Here is a 17,388-nt window from a genome sequence, read left to right on the forward strand (position 1 = left end):
ACTTTAGCTGAAGATGCATTCCAATACTGTATATTCAAACAGGTTAAATTGTGTCATAATTAGCCGTTTCTGCCGTTTGTCCTTCAAACAAACCAGGCATCCGAGTCTCTACCGGGAAAGGTGAATGGATAAGATCGAAGTTCGGGGCGCCCGCACCCATAATCTCAAAAATATTAACCTCGTCATCCCCCGCGACAAACTGATTGTCGTGACCGGGCTTTCGGGTTCAGGCAAATCCTCACTGGCTTTCGACACTCTGTATGCCGAAGGGCAGCGTCGTTACGTTGAATCGCTCTCCGCTTACGCGCGGCAGTTTTTGTCGCTCATGGAAAAACCGGATGTCGACCATATTGAGGGGTTATCGCCCGCGATCTCAATTGAACAGAAATCGACATCGCACAACCCGCGCTCTACGGTGGGTACTATTACCGAGATCCACGACTACCTGCGCCTGCTGTTTGCCCGCGTGGGCGAGCCGCGTTGTCCGGACCATGACGTGCCGCTGGCGGCGCAAACCGTTAGCCAGATGGTCGATAACGTACTGTCACAGCCGGAAGGCAAACGTCTGATGCTGCTCGCGCCGATTATTAAAGAGCGTAAAGGCGAACACACCAAAACGCTGGAAAATCTGGCAAGCCAGGGTTACATTCGCGCCCGTATTGACGGCGAAGTCTGCGATCTCTCCGATCCGCCGAAGCTGGAGCTGCAAAAGAAACATACCATTGAGGTGGTGATCGATCGCTTCAAAGTTCGTAACGATCTTTCCCAACGCCTGGCGGAGTCGTTCGAAACGGCGCTGGAATTATCCGGCGGCACGGCGGTTGTTGCCGATATGGACGATGAGAAAGCGGAGGAGCTTCTGTTCTCCGCCAATTTTGCCTGTCCGATTTGCGGCTACAGTATGCGCGAGCTGGAACCGCGTCTGTTCTCGTTCAACAACCCGGCAGGCGCCTGCCCGACCTGTGACGGCCTCGGCGTTCAGCAATATTTCGATCCGGACCGCGTGATCCAGAATCCCGACCTGTCGCTGGCAGGCGGCGCGATTCGTGGTTGGGATCGTCGCAATTTTTACTACTTTCAAATGCTCAAGTCGCTGGCGGAACACTATAAGTTCGACGTAGATGCGCCGTGGGCAAGCCTCAGCGCCAACGTACATAAAGTCGTGCTGTACGGTTCCGGCAAAGAGAACATTGAATTTAAATATATGAACGATCGCGGCGATACCTCCGTGCGCCGCCATCCGTTCGAAGGCGTGCTGCATAATATGGAGCGCCGTTATAAAGAGACGGAATCCAGCGCGGTGCGCGAAGAGCTGGCGAAGTTCATCAGTAATCGCCCCTGCGCCAGCTGTGAAGGAACGCGACTGAATCGCGAAGCGCGCCATGTATTTGTGGAAAATACGCCGCTGCCTGCTATTTCCGATATGAGCATTGGCCATGCGATGGATTTTTTCACTAATCTCAAGCTTTCCGGGCAACGAGCGAAAATCGCCGAAAAAGTGCTAAAAGAGATCGGCGATCGCCTCAAGTTTCTGGTGAACGTCGGCCTGAACTATCTCACGCTCTCCCGCTCGGCAGAGACGCTTTCCGGCGGCGAAGCCCAGCGTATTCGTCTGGCGAGCCAGATAGGCGCCGGGTTAGTCGGCGTGATGTATGTGCTGGATGAGCCGTCCATCGGTCTGCACCAGCGCGATAATGAACGGCTGCTGGGTACGCTGATTCATCTGCGCAATCTTGGCAATACCGTGATTGTGGTGGAACACGATGAAGACGCCATCCGCGCCGCCGACCATGTGATTGATATTGGCCCCGGCGCGGGCGTTCACGGCGGCGAGGTGGTGGCGGAAGGCCCGCTGGAAGCCATTATGGCGGTACCGGAATCACTGACCGGCCAGTACATGAGCGGTAAGCGCAAAATTGAAGTGCCGAAACAACGCGTGCCGGCAAATCCAGAAAAAGTGCTCAAACTCACCGGCGCGCGCGGCAACAACCTGAAAGATGTGACCCTTACGCTACCGGTAGGGCTGTTTACCTGTATCACCGGCGTCTCGGGTTCCGGTAAATCGACGCTGATTAACGATACGCTGTTCCCCATCGCCCAGCGTCAGTTAAACGGGGCGACTATCGCCGAACCGGCGCCGTATCGGGATATTCAGGGGCTGGAACATTTCGATAAAGTGATCGATATCGACCAGAGTCCGATCGGGCGCACCCCGCGTTCCAACCCGGCGACCTATACGGGCGTCTTTACCCCGGTTCGCGAGCTTTTTGCTGGCGTGCCGGAGTCTCGCTCGCGCGGCTACACGCCAGGGCGATTCAGCTTCAACGTGCGCGGCGGTCGCTGCGAAGCGTGCCAGGGCGATGGCGTCATTAAAGTCGAAATGCACTTTCTGCCGGATATTTACGTGCCGTGCGACCAGTGCAAAGGCAAGCGCTATAACCGGGAAACGCTGGAGATTAAGTACAAAGGCAAGACCATCCACGAAGTGCTGGATATGACCATTGAAGAAGCGCGTGAGTTCTTTGATGCGGTTCCGGCGCTGGCGCGTAAGCTGCAGACGCTGATGGACGTGGGGCTGACCTATATCCGTCTTGGTCAGTCGGCGACGACGCTTTCCGGCGGCGAGGCCCAGCGCGTGAAGCTGGCGCGCGAACTGTCGAAGCGCGGCACCGGGCAGACGCTGTATATTCTCGACGAGCCGACCACTGGCCTGCACTTTGCTGATATTCAGCAGTTGCTTGACGTTCTGCATCAGTTGCGCGATCAGGGCAACACCATCGTGGTGATCGAACACAACCTGGACGTCATTAAAACGGCGGACTGGATTGTTGACCTCGGCCCGGAAGGCGGCAGCGGCGGCGGCGAAATTCTCGTCTCCGGTACGCCGGAAACCGTGGCGGAGTGCGAGGCGTCGCATACCGCCCGCTTCCTTAAACCTATGCTCAAATAACCTTCACGCCGCTTTCCGATTCGCCGGGAAGCGGCATCATTTTTCCTCATCCCACCTCATTGTCTCCGTGTTGAGCATTTGTGATTTGCGTGCCGCCTAGCTCTGACATGTGATAGCGCAAACGGTCTGTTATGGAAAACACCATGAAGTTGCCCTACGCAATCACACTACTGCTATGCCTGTTTTTAGCCGCCTGTACGCTGCCTGACCGCTTTAGCGCCGTGGCTTTTCAACAACTGACGCTATTACAAGCGCGCTCAACCCGCTTCCTGCAGGACGCGGCGCGAATACCGTGGCAAAAAGAGACACTGCTCAAGGATGACCGCGATATCCGCCAGACATTTTTTCAGGCTGAGCGGGTCGCCCGTCAAGGTGGGGATAAACACCGACTCGATAATCTGGCGCTGCTGAAAAATCACTATTTGCGTCTTTATGCGCGGGTTATGCAACGTAAGCAACCACTTACTCACATCCAGGCAGAGAGATACCAACAGCAAAATAATCAGGTCTGGAAATTAGCCATACAGGGTGAGTGTCTGCATTGGGGCGCTCGCTGCACTCAGGGAGATGAAAATGGCGTCTATTAACGAAATACATAACCTGATGACCACCGCCCGGGCCGAACACCCTGTAGCTTCCTCGGCGATTGCCGAGTTTATCCAGACGTATAAGCAGGCAAGAGAAGACAGCGACGACGGTATCCGCGAGTCCGCCGCGTTTATCGCCCGCGCGCTTCAGGAACATGCTCGCGGCTGGCTGGACGACGATGATATGATTATTCTGCTGGAAGGACAGCGGGACCTCGCCAGGCTACGCGCCAATAATGCGCAAATCGCCCTCGGCAGCCGTATCCGGTCTACGGTTATCCGCCTCATTGATATCGCCCTGGCGTTGTTGGTCGGCGCGCTATAATCAGGACTGCGGCAACTGCTTGCGTTTATCTTCCGGCAGCGCATTTACCGCCTGTTGATAAGAGGCATCGACCAGATAATAGAGTTGTGAATCCGGCAGCGATCCGTCCAGATAGACCGTGCTCCAGTGCGCTTTATTAAGGTGCCGACTCGGTCGTACATCGCTGTGCTGCTGGCGTAACAACTCTGCCAGTTCCGGGCTGGTTTTGAGAGAGGCTGCCGGGCGTCCTTCAACTTCTTTTACCATCGCGAAAAGTACATCTTCCACTTTAATTTGCGTCGCTTTCCAGTCGCTGTGGACGCTCTGCTCTGCGCCAGGTTTTGCCATGCAGTATTGCAGTAATTCCGAAATGGTCATTATCATTCCCCTTGTAGTGTCGCGATGATTTTACGTGGACCGCCGTGAATACGGTGCTCTCCCAACCAGATACCTTGCCATGTTCCTAACTGTAAACGCCCCTGGCGTACAGGCAGCAGCAACGAGACGCCCAATACTGACGACTTAATATGCGAAGGCATGTCATCCGCGCCTTCGTAGTCATGTTCATACGCCGCATTATCGGGAACGGTTTTCAGGAAATGGCGCTCCATGTCAGCGCGCACGGTAGGATCGCAGTTTTCGTTTAACGTCAGCGAGGCCGAGGTATGTAGCAACAACAGATGCAGCAAACCCGTTTCGACAGGCGGTAAGCCAGACAATTTATCGATAATTTCATCTGTTATCAGATGAAACCCGCGCGGCTTCTCGCTCAGTGTAATGGTGCGCTGATACCACATAGGCTGCTCCTTCCTAAAAACAAACGTCTCCTGAATAGTGTGCAGCAAGTCTGGAAAAGGTAAAAGCCAGCGGGGCAAGTTTGTGCAAAAATCATGCAAAAAAGGAGAGCCTGTCGCTCTCCTGATTTTTAGTACTCCGAGTTGACAATGACTTCCTCGCCAAACGCTCCTGCCTGCGGCAGCGGTTTGTAGGTGGAGTTAGCCGCGCGCAGGATGCGAATACCGCGGATACCACAATCACGAGCCGCGGTAATATCGTTATCCGAATCGCCGTAGAAGATACGCATGTTCTTCTCCTGCAGCCACTGGACTTTCGTATTTTGTTCCGGTTTATCGCCGGCGAAAATCACCGGATTCATATTCGCCGCCGGAATATGGAAGTTATCCGCCAGCGTTTTCGACACGGTTTCCGTTTTCGTCTGGCTACGACCAGTGACAAAGTAAATACTGTCGCCACGACGAACATGCATATCAATGAGCTGTCGGGCCACTTCTTTTGGAATACTGAACTCATCCCAGCCGTTGTTCATTTTTTCCCAAAAGGCCGGATTTTTCAGATAATCGTCGCTGTCCGGGGAGTAGGTTTTCTTTCCGCGCCAGAATCCGGGGCTGGAAAATAACACGGTGTCGTCAATATCAAAGCCGACCGCCATCGGCGGGCGTCCGGTGAGGCTGTTTTCAATCTGGGCGACAGAGACCCAATGGACAGGCGCTTGTTCCGCGAGTTTTGCAACGTTAGTGCCCGGATTGAGCGTCGAAGGGGAAGATACTAACGCATTCGCGGAATGGTTTAGCGTAAACAACAAACAGACGGCACTCAGCGCCAGGGTTATTTTTTTCATACTTTTCCCTTAAAATTCAAAATATTATAATTATTAAGGTGAGTCTTTGCTCAAAAAACTATCTGACCATAACGCCAGTAACGGTCAAAAGGAAGGATTATCTGCGGTTTTGTTACGAAAAAAGAGGATGATCACAACAGCTATTGTCAGGCCGGAGGGCACTGTTATCGCCGTCCGGCCTGAATATTACATGACAGCGGCAAATGCCTTCGCCACGCGGTGTACATTTGAAGCATTAAGCCCGGCGACACACATGCGGCCACTGGCAATCAGGTAAACGCCAAACTCATCGCGCAACCGCTCGACCTGCTCCTCGCTTAACCCGGTATAGCTGAACATACCGCGCTGCTGTAACAAGTAATCAAAGTTGCGGTCAGGCATCTCCGCCTTCAGCTCCTTCACCAGCGTCTGGCGCATCGATATAATGCGGTTACGCATCGCGTCGACTTCCGCCAGCCAGCTCGCTTTTAACACCTCATCGCCCAGGACCGTAGCGACCACCTGAGCGCCGAAACACGGCGGACTGGAGTAAATTCGGCGCACCGTCGCTTTTAGCTGTCCCAGAACCCGCGCGGCGATTTCGGCATCTTCACACACCACGGACAGGCCGCCGACGCGCTCGCCATACAGCGAGAAAATCTTCGAAAAAGAATTACTGACTAACGCAGGTAACCCGGCGCTGGCAATGGCGCGAATAGCGTAAGCATCCTCGTCCATGCCTGCGCCAAACCCCTGATAGGCAATATCAAGGAACGGAATCAGATCGCGCGCTTTCACTATTTCAATCACCGCATCCCATTGCGAAGGCGTTAAATCCGCCCCGGTCGGGTTGTGACAACAGGGGTGCAGCAGCACGATACTGCGCGCAGGTAACGTATTCAGCGTGGCCAGCAGATCGTTAAAACGGATGCCGTTAGTCGCGTCGTCATACCAGGGGTAAGTACTCACTTCGAATCCTGCCCCGGCAAATATCGCAATATGGTTTTCCCAGGTGGGGTCGCTCACCCATACGCCTGCGTCGGGGAAATAACGCTTCAGGAAATCCGCGCCCACTTTCAGCGCGCCGGAACCGCCTAATGTCTGGATAGTAGCCACGCGCTGTTGCTGAAGAACCGGGTGATCGGCGCCAAAGAGCAAAGGCGCGATAGTATGGCGATAAGTATTGAGTCCCTCCATCGGCAGGTACAGCGAAGCGCCATGCGGCTGCGCGTTAAGCCGGGCTTCGGCTTCGGCCACCGTTTTAAGCTGTGGGATAATCCCGTCTTCGTTGTAATACAGGCCAATGCTCAGATTTACTTTGTCGTGACGGGAGTCGTCTTTAAAACGCTCCATCAGTGAAAGAATCGGATCGCCGGCATAGGCGTCAACTTTTTGAAACACGCGATGGTTCTCCAGGTTTACAGATGGCAGGAAATAACACAATAAACCGGAAGGACGAGAAGATCGAGAGGATGTTGTGGTGGATGCGCATATTACCGGATAGCGGCATGAACGTCTTATCCGGCCTACAGCCAATGCGCGATACAAGCCGGATAAGCGCAAGCGCCACCCGGCCCGCCGCGTATTTAATCAATATACTTCATCGCCACCCTTGAGGTCAGGCGCGTGATAAGTTCGTAAGCACTTACTTTTGTTATTTCAGCGATACGTTCAACCGGCAGACCTTCACCCCATAAGACCACCGGATCGCCCGCGTTATCCTGCGCGTTTGGCCCCAAATCTACGCAAATCATATCCATCGCCACCCGCCCGACAATCGGAACTTCACGACCATTGACCAGTACTGGCGTACCGGAAGGCGCCGCTCGTGGGTAGCCATCGCCATAACCCATCGCCACCACGCCCAGGCGCGTGTCGCGCTCACTCACCCATGTCCCGCCGTAGCCCACCGGTTCGCCCGCTTTGTGGTCACGCACCGCGATCAAACTGGAGGTTAAGGACATCACCGGCTGAAAACCAAAATCCGGCCCCCAGGGTTTGTGCTCCAACGGCGATACGCCATACAAAATGATGCCCGGACGCGCCCAGTCAAAGTGAGACTGCGGCCACAGCAGGATACCGCCAGACGCGGCAATAGAGCGCTGCCCGGGTTTACCCTGACAGAAGGCATTAAAAATGTCGAGCTGATGTTCGGTAGCGCCGCATTCCGGCTCATCCGCACGGGCAAAATGGCTGACGATATTCACCGGCTGGCGTACATTTTTACAGTGCGTCAGACGCTGGTAGAACGCTTCCGCCTCTTCGGGACGCACGCCGAGACGATGCATACCGGTATCCAGTTTCATCCAGACCGTTACCGGCTCCGCCAGCTCCACCGCCTCCAGGGCGGCAAGCTGCTCTTGATTATGTACGGCGGTATGCAGACATTGCGCGGAAATGGTAGGCAAATCGGCGGCGTCGAAAAAACCCTCCAGCAGCAGGATAGGCTGCGTGATCCCGCCCGCTCGCAGACGTAGAGCCTCTTCAAGACGCGCCACGCCAAAAGCGTCAGCATCAGGGAGCGTTCGCGCGGTCTCCAGAAGACCGTGTCCATAAGCGTTCGCTTTCACCACCGCAACCAGCTTACTGGCAGGCGCCAGTTCACGCAGACGTTGCAGGTTGTGTCGCAGAGCGCGGCGGTTAATGACGACTGTTGCCGCTTGCATTTGAATTCCTTGTTAAAAGAATGACGGAGAGTTACTCATCATCGTATTGCGGTCCCGCATAGTTATCGAAGCGCGACCACTGACCATTGAACGTCAGACGAACCGTACCGATAGGACCGTTACGTTGCTTACCAATAATAATTTCAGCAATGCCTTTTAAGTCGCTGTTCTCGTGATAAACCTCATCACGGTAGATAAACATAATTAAGTCGGCATCCTGTTCAATAGAGCCGGATTCACGCAGGTCGGAGTTCACCGGACGTTTATCCGCGCGTTGTTCCAGGGAGCGGTTAAGCTGCGATAGCGCCACGACCGGCACCTGGAGTTCCTTTGCCAGCGCTTTCAACGAGCGGGAAATTTCGGCGATTTCCAGAGTACGGTTATCAGAAAGCGACGGCACGCGCATCAATTGCAGGTAGTCGATCATAATCAGACTTAACCCGCCATGTTCGCGGAAAATACGCCGCGCGCGCGAACGGACTTCTGTCGGCGTAAGACCTGAGGAGTCGTCAATATACATATTGCGTTTCTCCAGCAGAATGCCCATCGTGCCGGAGATTCGCGCCCAGTCTTCATCATCGAGTTGACCGGTACGAATACGTGTCTGATCGACGCGGGACAGCGAGGCCAGCATACGCATCATGATCTGTTCGCCGGGCATCTCCAGACTAAAGATCAGTACCGGTTTATCCTGCAACATCGCCGCATTTTCGCAGAGGTTCATCGCAAAAGTGGTTTTACCCATGGAGGGACGCGCCGCGACGATAATCAAATCCGAACGCTGTAACCCTGCCGTCTTTTTATTGAGATCCTGATAGCCGGTATCCACGCCTGTAACGCCATCGTGCGGTTGCTGGAACAACTGCTCAATACGCGCCACGGTAGCGTCGAGAATCTGGTCGATGCTTTTCGGACCTTCGTCTTTGTTGGCCCGGTTTTCCGCGATCTGGAAGACGCGCGACTCCGCCAGATCCAGCAGTTCGTCGCTATTGCGCCCCTGTGGATCGTAACCGGCATCCGCAATTTCATGCGCCACCGCGATCATATCGCGGACCACGGCGCGTTCGCGCACAATGTCCGCATAAGCACTGATGTTCGCCGCGCTTGGCGTATTTTTAGACAACTCCGCCAGATAGGCGAAGCCGCCGACGCTGTCCAGTTGGCCCTGCCGCTCCAGCGATTCCGCGAGCGTAATCAGGTCGATAGGACTGCCGCTTTCCTGCAAGCGCCCCATCTCCGTAAAGATATGGCGATGCGGGCGGGTATAGAAATCTTCCGCCACCACGCGCTCGGCCACATCGTCCCAGCGCTCGTTATCCAGCATTAAACCGCCCAACACCGACTGTTCCGCTTCAATCGAGTGCGGCGGCACTTTTATCCCGGCAACCTGCGGATCGCGGTCGCGGGCATCAGTCTGTGGTTTGTTGAAGGGTTTATTTCCTGCCATAGTGAATGGAGTTACCGAGATAGTGATTGGGTCGAAAGATTACCACATTTCTTTTGGAGGAAGCATGGCAACGCGTATTGAATTTCACAAGCATGGTGGTCCGGAAGTGCTTCAGACCGTGGAGTTTACGCCAACGGAACCGGCGGAACACGAAATCCAGGTTGAGAACAAAGCCATTGGTATCAACTTCATCGACACCTATATCCGTAGCGGACTCTATCCACCCCCGTCGTTGCCTGCGGGCCTGGGAACCGAAGCTGCGGGTGTGGTCAGTAAAGTCGGCAACGGCGTGGAGCACATTCGCGTGGGCGATCGCGTCGTCTACGCGCAGTCAACGCTCGGCGCTTACAGTTCTGTCCATAACGTCCCCGCAGATAAAGCCGCGATTTTACCTGACGCCATTTCCTTCGAACAGGCGGCAGCCTCTTTTCTCAAGGGGTTGACCGTTTTTTACCTGTTGCGCAAAACCTATGAAGTGAAACCCGACGAACCCTTCCTGTTTCATGCCGCTGCGGGCGGCGTCGGTCTGATCGCCTGCCAGTGGGCGAAAGCGCTGGGCGCGAAGCTTATCGGTACCGTCGGTAGCGCGCAAAAAGCGCAGCGGGCGCTGGACGCTGGCGCCTGGCAGGTAATTAATTACCGTGAGGAAAGCATTGTCGAACGGGTAAAAGAGATCACCGGCGGCAAAAAAGTCCGCGTGGTCTATGACTCCGTGGGGAAAGATACCTGGGAAGCCTCACTGGACTGCCTGCAACGTCGGGGACTGATGGTCAGTTTCGGCAATGCGTCCGGCCCCGTCACTGGCGTGAATTTAGGTATTCTGAATCAGAAAGGTTCCCTGTATGCCACGCGACCTTCACTACAGGGGTATATTACGACACGTGAAGAACTGACCGAAGCCAGCAATGAATTGTTCTCATTGATCGCCAGCGGCGTGATTAAAGTTGATGTGGCTGAAAATCAACGCTATGCGTTAAAAGATGCCCGTCGCGCGCATGAGGTGCTGGAAAGCCGGGCCACACAGGGCTCAAGCCTGCTGATTCCGTAATAGCTCTGCAAAGAAATTGGGCTTCCACCCGGGAAGCCCTTTCTTTTTTTGTTCGGCTGTATGTAGGGTACAGCGCGATGAATTCGTTACCTGCGCAATAATGACAGATTTAATAATCGATTCCTATTTGCCTGTGAGGGCAAAGTTCCAGGTTGTGACGAACCGCTCAATACCTTAGTAAAACCGACGGTTATTGCGCTGATACTGTGGGATTTTTGGCGTTTTTACTGCTTTGATCACCCACACCACAGCCACCGCCAGCAGTAGCCACGGTAACAGCTTGATCATCAGGGCGAACATTCCGCCCAGGAACATGACGGCAGTCGCTACAACCAGCGCGGCCAGAATGCCCAGCAAGGAGACGCCCGTCACCATTAACATCAGAAAAAAGCCAAGCACAAAAAGTAGTTCCAGCATAGTCGCTCCCCATAGAGATGGCATTGCCCGGCGGCACGGCGCTTACCGGGTCTGGTCAGGTAAGCTATTACAAAAATCATGCCAATATTTATGTTTTTGATATATAAAGAAAACGCCCTGCAAGACTGCACAGATCGTGGTGAGATTGACTAATTTTTGGCGAACTTTTAACGCTTGTCTGCTACCAGTTTTAGCGCCTGCTCCAGTACAGCAACATCCGCGCCAGCTTTATGGGCGTTTTCGCTCAGATAGCGACGCCACTGTCGCGCGCCGGGGATGCCCTGGAACAACCCCAGCATATGGCGAGTGATATGCCCCAGATACGCTCCCTGGCTCAATTCACGCTCAATATAGGGATACATCGCGCGAACCACCGCAACCGGGTCGGCATCGGTGGTATCGGCGCCAAAGATCTCCCGATCCACCGCGGCCAGTATACCCGGATTCTGATAAGCTTCGCGGCCAACCATGACGCCATCCATATGGCGCAGGTGCTCCTTCGCCTCTTCCAGCGATTTGATGCCGCCGTTAATGGACATGGTCAGGTGCGGAAAATCCCGCTTTAGCTGGTATACGCGCGGGTAATCCAGCGGCGGGATCTCACGATTTTCTTTCGGGCTTAAGCCAGAAAGCCAGGCTTTGCGCGCATGGATAATAAACATCTCGCATTCGCCCTGACCGGAAACCGTATTAATGAAATCACACAGGAACGCATAACTGTCCTGATCGTCAATACCAATGCGGGTTTTTACCGTCACCGGAATCGAGACGACATCACGCATGGCTTTAACACAATCGGCGACCAGTTGCGCATTGCCCATCAAACAGGCGCCAAACATACCATTTTGCACGCGATCGGAAGGGCACCCCACGTTGAGGTTAATTTCATCGTAGCCACGCGCTTCCGCCAGCTTTGCACAATGCGCAAGCTGAGCCGGATCGCTTCCACCAAGCTGTAGAGCGACCGGATGCTCTTCTTCGCTATAAGCCAGATAGTCACCCTTACCGTGAATAATCGCGCCCGTGGTCACCATTTCGGTGTAGAGCAGCGTCTGGCGAGACAGCAAACGCAGGAAATAGCGGCAATGTCTGTCCGTCCAGTCGAGCATAGGAGCAATGCTAAACCGAGAATTCCAGTAAACACCAGTTTTTTCAGGCATCACGCTGGTTTGATTAATTTTTTTTGTTTCATGATTATCGTGCATTTTTGAACATTTCAGGCTATTTTTCTCGCGTTAGGTTCCCGCACAGGTTCCCACGTTTTATGGGAACCCGAAATAACGAGGTCGTGTAATGGCGTACTATAACATAGAGAAACGACTAAAATCCGATGGCACACCACGCTATCGCTGTAATGTGATTATCAAAGAAAAAGGTGTTATCACTTACAGGGAAAGCAAAACATTCCCTAAACATGCTCATGCCAAAACATGGGGCACACAGAAAGTGATGGAATTAGATCTATATGGCATTCCATCATCAAATGCAGTTGACGGACTTACAGTCCGTGACTTACTACACAAATATTTAAATGACCCAAATGCCGGAGGTAAAGCAGGCCGTACTAAAAGATATGTGCTGGAACTGCTTATGGATAGTGACATCTCCGCGATCAAACTATCTGAACTGACAGAAAATGACGTAATTGAACATTGCAGGCTAAGAAACAACGCTGGTGCAGGTCCAGCTACAGTTAGCCACGATGTTAGTTATCTTGGCAGTGTTCTGGATGCTGCCAAACCTGTATATGGAATTAATTACACATCAAACCCAGCAAAAGCCGCTCGTCCATATCTACTTAAACTTGGTTTAATTGGTAAATCAAATCGTCGTAATCGTAGACCGGCATCTGATGAACTGGACATGCTCATTGAAGGTCTTCAACAACGATCTACACATAAATGCTCAAAAATTCCGTTCGTTGATATCCTCAAATTTTCTGTGTGGTCATGTATGCGAATCGGTGAAGTATGCCGATTACGATGGGAGGATCTCGATCAGGAACAAAAATCCATACTCGTAAGAGACAGGAAAGATCCACGTAAAAAGGAAGGCAACCATATGAAAGTAGCCTTGCTTGGGGAAGCCTGGGATATCGTCCAACGACAACCCAAAAAATCAGAATTCATTTTTCCATATAACAGCACTTCTGTTACTGCGGGATTCCAGAGGGTAAGAAGCAAATTAGGTATTAAAGATCTGCGATACCATGATTTGCGTAGAGAAGGGGCAAGTCGCTTATTTGAGGCTGGTTTTAGTATTGAGGAAGTCGCCCAGGTTACAGGGCATCGTTCATTAAACGTGCTATGGCAGGTATATACCGAACTGTATCCGAAATCTTTACATAATCGTTTTGAAGAGCTCCAAAGGAGCAGAAATAAGACCTCTTGACACTGTTTATCCATACAGTTAAAAATAATGCTGTATACAAACACAGTATAGAGGGACTTTTATGCGTATTGAAATCTGCATAGCCAAAGAAAAAATGACTAAAATGCCAACCGGTGCTGTGGATGCGTTAAAGGAAGAATTAACCCGACGCATCAGTAAACGTTATGACGATGTAGAGGTGATCGTAAAAGCCACCAGCAACGATGGCCTTTCTGTTACACGCACCGCAGATAAGGATTCTGCAAAAACTTTTGTTCAGGAGACTCTGAAAGATACCTGGGAATCTGCTGACGAGTGGTTTGTTCACTAATTAACACGTAAAATCGGTAACGGCTGGAAATCATTCAATACTCGCACTATCGAAAGTTTGCCAGCCAGCCGCAGCACGTTCTTGCATACGACGTGGCTGCGGCTTCCAACATTAGACAAATAACTCTTTAAATTGCTTTTAAATTATTTCGTTTGAATGCCAGTAACAGGAAATCGTTTATATAGGGTTGATAGCCCAACGTTATAGATACGTGCAACATAACGCCGTGATTTCCCTGCCGCTATGAGCGCTCCCATCTGTTGCCACTGCTCGTCGCTAAACTTCGGTCTACGCCCACCAATCCGGCCTTTGGATCTGGCAATAGCCAAACCAGCTAAAGTTCGCTCGCTATTCAAATCAGATTCATACTGCGCAGCAGAAAGAATATTACGGAAATTATAGCGACCACTTGCTGTTTTCAGGTCTACGCCATCTGTAATACTCCGAAAATTAACACCTTTTTCGTGCAGATTTTGAAACATCAATAGCGCATGCAGCACATTTCTCCCTATCCGATCTAACTTCCAGACAATCAACTCATCTCCACTTTTCATCACCGTAATTAATTCCTTTAACACAGGGCGATTAGCTGTTCTGCCACTGGCATATTCTTCATAAATTCGCTCACAGCCAGCTGACTCAAGTGCAAGACGTTGCAACTCTGTATCCTGATGATTTGTTGATACACGAACATACCCGTAAATCATGAGTGCTTCTCCTGTTGTAAAAACAGGAGAAGAGGCGAAATATCACCTGATTCAGAAAAATATTTGAAAGGTTGGTTTAGGCGAAACGATAAATCTGGCTGCGGGCGCAGTCCAGAAAACTGGCGATGAGATGAACGGGAAGTTAACCCTGCCACAGACATCTTCCTTCGGCGTGAATACTAATAACACACTGGGCGGTAGTTCCATCGCTATCGGTGATTGAGCTTTGGACGCCTGCCACCAATACGACCTTTTGAACGCACCACTTCCAACCCGGCTCTGGTACGCTCAACGATCAGCTCACACTCCATTTCAATGCCAGAACGGCAAGGCTCCTCCTGAGCGAAAAGGACTTTTTTTGAAAGTTTCTGGAAAATAAAAATAGTACTATTTGTAGCATTAATTGAATCAGCCGATTTTTTCTAATTCATCAATCAGATGGACATAGCATTTGCTATAAAAAATAAAAGTATTCCTGCTATCTATATATAAATGAGTTATGTACATATAAAAGGATCATTACCGTGACAAAAATAACTTTATCTCCCCAAAATTTTAGAATCCAAAAACAGGAAACCACACTACTAAAAGAAAAATCAACCGAGAAAAATTCTTTAGCAAAAAGTATTCTCGCAGTAAAAAATCACTTCATCGAATTAAGGTCAAAATTATCGGAACGTTTTATTTCGCATAAGAACACTGAGTCTTCTGCAACACACTTTCACCGAGGAAGCGCATCTGAGGGCCGGGCAGTGTTGACAAATAAAGTCGTTAAAGATTTTATGCTTCAAACGCTCAATGATATAGATATTAGAGGTAGTGCGAGTAAAGACCCCGCATACGCCAGCCAGACCCGTGAAGCTATACTATCGGCAGTTTACAGCAAGAATAAAGATCAGTGTTGTAATTTGCTCATCAGCAAAGGGATCAACATAGCGCCTTTTCTTCAGGAAATTGGCGAAGCAGCGAAAAATGCAGGTCTGCCCGGAACAACCAAAAATGACGTTTTTACGCCAAGCGGCGCAGGGGCCAATCCTTTTATAACTCCGTTGATTTCATCAGCAAACAGTAAGTATCCACGTATGTTTATCAATCAACATCAGCAGGCATCCTTTAAAATCTATGCGGAGAAGATCATTATGACAGAAGTTGCACCACTGTTTAATGAGTGTGCTATGCCGACTCCACAGCAATTCCAACTGATACTAGAAAACATTGCTAATAAATATATACAAAACACTCCCTGAACACTGAAAAACCAAAAAATATGCGGAGCCTCTTCCTGATTAATATGAACCAATAGTATCCATAATTTTCCCCAGGAACTAACTCCGGAGCTAAACCGTCATTTACCAGTGCTAAAATTATACACTCAACCATCAAAAAAATAGCCATTGCTGCTATATAACATATAGCAGCAGTCTCTACTACATATCTATATTTTTATATCTGAGCTGGTTTCTCCGGCCAGTCTGGGTTAGCTGTATCCACCCGGTTTACCATTACGCTATAAAGTTCCCATGCTTCCAGCCGTTTAATCTCTTCATCTGTGGCAATTTTCAGTTTTACCGCCCGCGCCAGTGGCGCAATAACTGACTCAGCCTCAGCAAGAAGTTCCGCTTTTCTGGCTTCAGCCTGTGCAACCAGCTCTTCAGGTGTATATTCGCGATGCTCAACCAGTACCGGGCCTCCTTTCCTGTGCTCAATATATTTTCCGTCCACCTGGCCCTGCATCAGCTCGCGATAATACTCATCTGTCAGGGGAATTAAATCGTCAGGGGAATTATCGGATTCGGTATCCGGTTGCCAGAAAAAACCTTTTTCTTTAAAGCTGTAATAATATTCGCTCATTGATATTTATCTCCCAAGTGCAAGCCAGGCTACAGGAAAATTATTGACCAGATTGGCCATTCCTGATGACTTGGTGGCGGCAAAAAACTGACTGTTGCTCACCGGGTATCCGAATGCGTTATCCACCTGGGTGCCCTGAGCGTTGGTATTGGTTACAAAAACGGCAAAGCAACCAACAGGGAAAGCGCGCGGGAAATTGTAGGTTCCGTTTGAGTTACCAAGTGTTCCCCACTGCATTATAAATCCGGTGCTGTCGTCCAGAATCCAGCCCCAGTCCTGAATGCTGCCGGTATTTTTACGGGCGAAAGTCTGGTTAACATAATCCCATGTGGCGCGGGTGTTGATGTTGTTGTCACGAACTGCCAGTTCACTATTGATCCAGTCAATCGTTCCACGGGTATTTAGCTGATTAGTAATCCAGATACTCAGCCAGTTATTCCCCCACACTGAACCAAAAATGTCACCATTAGTGGTCATGCGCGCATTATCGAAATGAATATCGGTGAGCATGTGTAATCCGTTGCCATCGATATAACCCACTTTGGCAGCGTTACAGTAAATATCCAGTACGCCATCCGCGCTGCCGATAAATCCACTGTCACTGTCACCGATATTTATACACGGTGTGCTGCCGTCAAAAACGCCGGTTCCGATATTGCCGATACTCACGCGTTTTGTTGGATTGAGGGTTTCTTTTAAACCGATATTTTGTACAAACCGCGGCTTGTCAGGAATGTCTGCACCGTTCTGTGATTTTTGTAACGCATCGGCGGCACGATTTATCGTTTCTTCTAAACCAAGGTTTTCGAGAGCCGTTTTCACCGTGCCGTCCGATTTGATATCGCCAAACGGATTCTTGCGGCTTAACAGCAGCGCACGAAGCGCGGTAAGCAGCTGGTCGTGCCGCCCCTTCTCCAGGCTGGCACCGGATGCCTCCACCACGCTGCAAAGCTCCTCCTGCAACATGTCAAAGTAGTCATCATCCAGATCGGTGGCAGGCGTTCCGGTCTGGGGGTTACCACGGGTAAAACCGTTCTTACCCGCGCCGAACTTATCCTTCTGCGCGGTTTTCGTGTCTATACGATGCATGGA

Annotated in this window: 18 protein-coding genes and 3 pseudogenes; 8 read left to right on the forward strand and 13 right to left on the reverse strand. The window is 51.2% G+C overall.

What is annotated here, in order from left to right:
• The first annotated feature begins 124 nt into the window (after nt 1-124).
• The 3 genes from uvrA to ABVN44_RS08490 all read left to right on the forward strand — a co-directional run bounded on the left by uvrA (nt 125) and on the right by ABVN44_RS08490 (nt 3,862).
• A complete protein-coding gene (gene uvrA / locus ABVN44_RS08480) occupies nt 125-2,950 on the forward strand; it encodes an excinuclease ABC subunit UvrA (protein ID WP_000357725.1) in 2,826 nt (941 codons plus the stop codon).
• Between the two features lie 131 nt (nt 2,951-3,081).
• The gene (locus tag ABVN44_RS08485; RefSeq protein WP_000432194.1) at nt 3,082-3,537 is read left to right on the forward strand and encodes a hypothetical protein; all 456 of its coding nucleotides are present in this window, start codon (nt 3,082-3,084) and stop codon (nt 3,535-3,537) included.
• Complete coding sequence (locus ABVN44_RS08490) at nt 3,524-3,862, forward strand: hypothetical protein (protein WP_000146588.1); 339 nt, start codon at nt 3,524-3,526, stop codon at nt 3,860-3,862. Before ABVN44_RS08485 ends, ABVN44_RS08490 begins: the two co-directional genes overlap by 14 nt.
• Here the strand turns inward: ABVN44_RS08490 and ABVN44_RS08495 are convergent, their stop codons facing one another.
• The 6 genes from ABVN44_RS08495 to dnaB all read right to left on the reverse strand — a co-directional run bounded on the left by ABVN44_RS08495 (nt 3,863) and on the right by dnaB (nt 9,572).
• A complete protein-coding gene (locus ABVN44_RS08495; protein ID WP_000155665.1) occupies nt 3,863-4,219 on the reverse strand; it encodes an MmcQ/YjbR family DNA-binding protein in 357 nt (118 codons plus the stop codon).
• Nucleotides 4,220-4,221: 2 nt separating this feature from the next.
• Nucleotides 4,222-4,638, reverse strand: a complete 417-nt coding sequence (locus tag ABVN44_RS08500) for a secondary thiamine-phosphate synthase enzyme YjbQ (RefSeq protein ID WP_000270392.1) — start codon at nt 4,636-4,638, stop codon at nt 4,222-4,224.
• 128 nt (nt 4,639-4,766) lie between these two features.
• A complete protein-coding gene (aphA, locus tag ABVN44_RS08505; protein WP_000724435.1) occupies nt 4,767-5,480 on the reverse strand; it encodes an acid phosphatase AphA in 714 nt (237 codons plus the stop codon).
• A gap of 186 nt (nt 5,481-5,666) precedes the next feature.
• A complete protein-coding gene (tyrB, locus tag ABVN44_RS08510) occupies nt 5,667-6,860 on the reverse strand; it encodes an aromatic amino acid transaminase (RefSeq protein WP_023231878.1) in 1,194 nt (397 codons plus the stop codon).
• A gap of 185 nt (nt 6,861-7,045) precedes the next feature.
• A complete protein-coding gene (alr, locus tag ABVN44_RS08515; RefSeq protein ID WP_001147296.1) occupies nt 7,046-8,125 on the reverse strand; it encodes an alanine racemase in 1,080 nt (359 codons plus the stop codon).
• A 31-nt stretch (nt 8,126-8,156) separates the two neighbouring features.
• Nucleotides 8,157-9,572, reverse strand: coding sequence for a replicative DNA helicase (dnaB, locus tag ABVN44_RS08520; protein WP_000918353.1), 1,416 nt, complete (start codon nt 9,570-9,572; stop codon nt 8,157-8,159).
• A gap of 64 nt (nt 9,573-9,636) precedes the next feature.
• On the opposite strand from dnaB, the gene ABVN44_RS08525 reads away from it, so the two are divergent.
• Nucleotides 9,637-10,620 (forward strand): quinone oxidoreductase, encoded by a 984-nt coding sequence (locus ABVN44_RS08525; RefSeq protein WP_000235555.1) that lies wholly within the window; start codon nt 9,637-9,639, stop codon nt 10,618-10,620.
• Nucleotides 10,621-10,794: 174 nt separating this feature from the next.
• On the opposite strand, the gene pspG is transcribed toward ABVN44_RS08525, so the two are convergent.
• Complete coding sequence (pspG, locus tag ABVN44_RS08530) at nt 10,795-11,037, reverse strand: envelope stress response protein PspG (protein WP_000891414.1); 243 nt, start codon at nt 11,035-11,037, stop codon at nt 10,795-10,797.
• Between the two features lie 167 nt (nt 11,038-11,204).
• Nucleotides 11,205-12,242: a tRNA dihydrouridine(20/20a) synthase DusA gene (gene dusA / locus ABVN44_RS08535; protein ID WP_048349013.1), complete on the reverse strand. Its 1,038-nt coding sequence runs from the start codon at nt 12,240-12,242 to the stop codon at nt 11,205-11,207.
• 88 nt (nt 12,243-12,330) lie between these two features.
• Between dusA and ABVN44_RS08540 the strand changes: the two genes are divergently transcribed.
• Nucleotides 12,331-13,428 carry a site-specific integrase gene (locus tag ABVN44_RS08540; RefSeq protein ID WP_000332264.1) on the forward strand — a complete coding sequence of 366 codons (1,098 nt, stop codon included), beginning with the start codon at nt 12,331-12,333 and terminating at the stop codon, nt 13,426-13,428.
• A 61-nt stretch (nt 13,429-13,489) separates the two neighbouring features.
• The gene (locus tag ABVN44_RS08545; RefSeq protein ID WP_001217553.1) at nt 13,490-13,738 is read left to right on the forward strand and encodes a DinI-like family protein; all 249 of its coding nucleotides are present in this window, start codon (nt 13,490-13,492) and stop codon (nt 13,736-13,738) included.
• Nucleotides 13,739-13,881: 143 nt separating this feature from the next.
• On the opposite strand, the gene ABVN44_RS08550 is transcribed toward ABVN44_RS08545, so the two are convergent.
• Nucleotides 13,882-14,445, reverse strand: a complete 564-nt coding sequence (locus tag ABVN44_RS08550) for a recombinase family protein (protein WP_000639149.1) — start codon at nt 14,443-14,445, stop codon at nt 13,882-13,884.
• Between the two features lie 88 nt (nt 14,446-14,533).
• Here ABVN44_RS08550 and ABVN44_RS08555 point away from each other — a divergent pair.
• Nucleotides 14,534-14,665 (forward strand): annotated as a pseudogene (locus ABVN44_RS08555) (phage tail protein); the annotation flags it as partial.
• Between the two features lies 1 nt (nt 14,666).
• Here ABVN44_RS08555 and ABVN44_RS08560 read toward each other — a convergent pair.
• Nucleotides 14,667-14,759 (reverse strand): annotated as a pseudogene (locus ABVN44_RS08560) (DNA-invertase); the annotation flags it as partial.
• 210 nt (nt 14,760-14,969) lie between these two features.
• On the opposite strand from ABVN44_RS08560, the gene sopE reads away from it, so the two are divergent.
• Nucleotides 14,970-15,692, forward strand: coding sequence for an SPI-1 type III secretion system guanine nucleotide exchange factor SopE (sopE, locus tag ABVN44_RS08565; RefSeq protein WP_000161707.1), 723 nt, complete (start codon nt 14,970-14,972; stop codon nt 15,690-15,692).
• 196 nt (nt 15,693-15,888) lie between these two features.
• On the opposite strand, the gene ABVN44_RS08570 is transcribed toward sopE, so the two are convergent.
• From ABVN44_RS08570 to ABVN44_RS08580, 3 genes and pseudogenes are all read right to left on the reverse strand, one after another.
• Nucleotides 15,889-16,296 carry a tail fiber assembly protein gene (locus ABVN44_RS08570; protein WP_000006335.1) on the reverse strand — a complete coding sequence of 136 codons (408 nt, stop codon included), beginning with the start codon at nt 16,294-16,296 and terminating at the stop codon, nt 15,889-15,891.
• A 6-nt stretch (nt 16,297-16,302) separates the two neighbouring features.
• The gene (locus ABVN44_RS08575) at nt 16,303-16,806 is read right to left on the reverse strand and encodes a phage tail protein (protein WP_371047609.1); all 504 of its coding nucleotides are present in this window, start codon (nt 16,804-16,806) and stop codon (nt 16,303-16,305) included.
• 189 nt (nt 16,807-16,995) lie between these two features.
• Nucleotides 16,996-17,385: pseudogene (locus ABVN44_RS08580) on the reverse strand (hypothetical protein); the annotation flags it as partial.
• Between the last annotated feature and the right edge of the window lie 3 nt (nt 17,386-17,388).

Source organism: Salmonella sp. SJTUF15570 (assembly GCF_043357055.1).
In the GTDB taxonomy this organism is placed as follows: Bacteria; Pseudomonadota; Gammaproteobacteria; order Enterobacterales; family Enterobacteriaceae; genus Salmonella; species Salmonella enterica.

Bases quoted from the DNA above. Each gene is read 5' to 3' on its own strand.
- uvrA (WP_000357725.1), top strand. From the start codon at position 125: ATGGATAAGATCGAAGTTCGGGGCGCCCGCACCCATAATCTCAAAAAT.
- ABVN44_RS08485 (WP_000432194.1), top strand. From the start codon at position 3,082: ATGGAAAACACCATGAAGTTGCCCTACGCAATCACACTACTGCTATGC.
- ABVN44_RS08490 (WP_000146588.1), top strand. From the start codon at position 3,524: ATGGCGTCTATTAACGAAATACATAACCTGATGACCACCGCCCGGGCC.
- ABVN44_RS08495 (WP_000155665.1), bottom strand. From the start codon at position 4,219: ATGACCATTTCGGAATTACTGCAATACTGCATGGCAAAACCTGGCGCA.
- ABVN44_RS08500 (WP_000270392.1), bottom strand. From the start codon at position 4,638: ATGTGGTATCAGCGCACCATTACACTGAGCGAGAAGCCGCGCGGGTTT.
- aphA (WP_000724435.1), bottom strand. From the start codon at position 5,480: ATGAAAAAAATAACCCTGGCGCTGAGTGCCGTCTGTTTGTTGTTTACG.
- alr (WP_001147296.1), bottom strand. From the start codon at position 8,125: ATGCAAGCGGCAACAGTCGTCATTAACCGCCGCGCTCTGCGACACAAC.
- dnaB (WP_000918353.1), bottom strand. From the start codon at position 9,572: ATGGCAGGAAATAAACCCTTCAACAAACCACAGACTGATGCCCGCGAC.
- ABVN44_RS08525 (WP_000235555.1), top strand. From the start codon at position 9,637: ATGGCAACGCGTATTGAATTTCACAAGCATGGTGGTCCGGAAGTGCTT.
- pspG (WP_000891414.1), bottom strand. From the start codon at position 11,037: ATGCTGGAACTACTTTTTGTGCTTGGCTTTTTTCTGATGTTAATGGTG.
- dusA (WP_048349013.1), bottom strand. From the start codon at position 12,242: ATGCACGATAATCATGAAACAAAAAAAATTAATCAAACCAGCGTGATG.
- ABVN44_RS08540 (WP_000332264.1), top strand. From the start codon at position 12,331: ATGGCGTACTATAACATAGAGAAACGACTAAAATCCGATGGCACACCA.
- ABVN44_RS08545 (WP_001217553.1), top strand. From the start codon at position 13,490: ATGCGTATTGAAATCTGCATAGCCAAAGAAAAAATGACTAAAATGCCA.
- ABVN44_RS08550 (WP_000639149.1), bottom strand. From the start codon at position 14,445: ATGATTTACGGGTATGTTCGTGTATCAACAAATCATCAGGATACAGAG.
- ABVN44_RS08570 (WP_000006335.1), bottom strand. From the start codon at position 16,296: ATGAGCGAATATTATTACAGCTTTAAAGAAAAAGGTTTTTTCTGGCAA.
- ABVN44_RS08575 (WP_371047609.1), bottom strand. From the start codon at position 16,806: ATGCTCACCGATATTCATTTCGATAATGCGCGCATGACCACTAATGGT.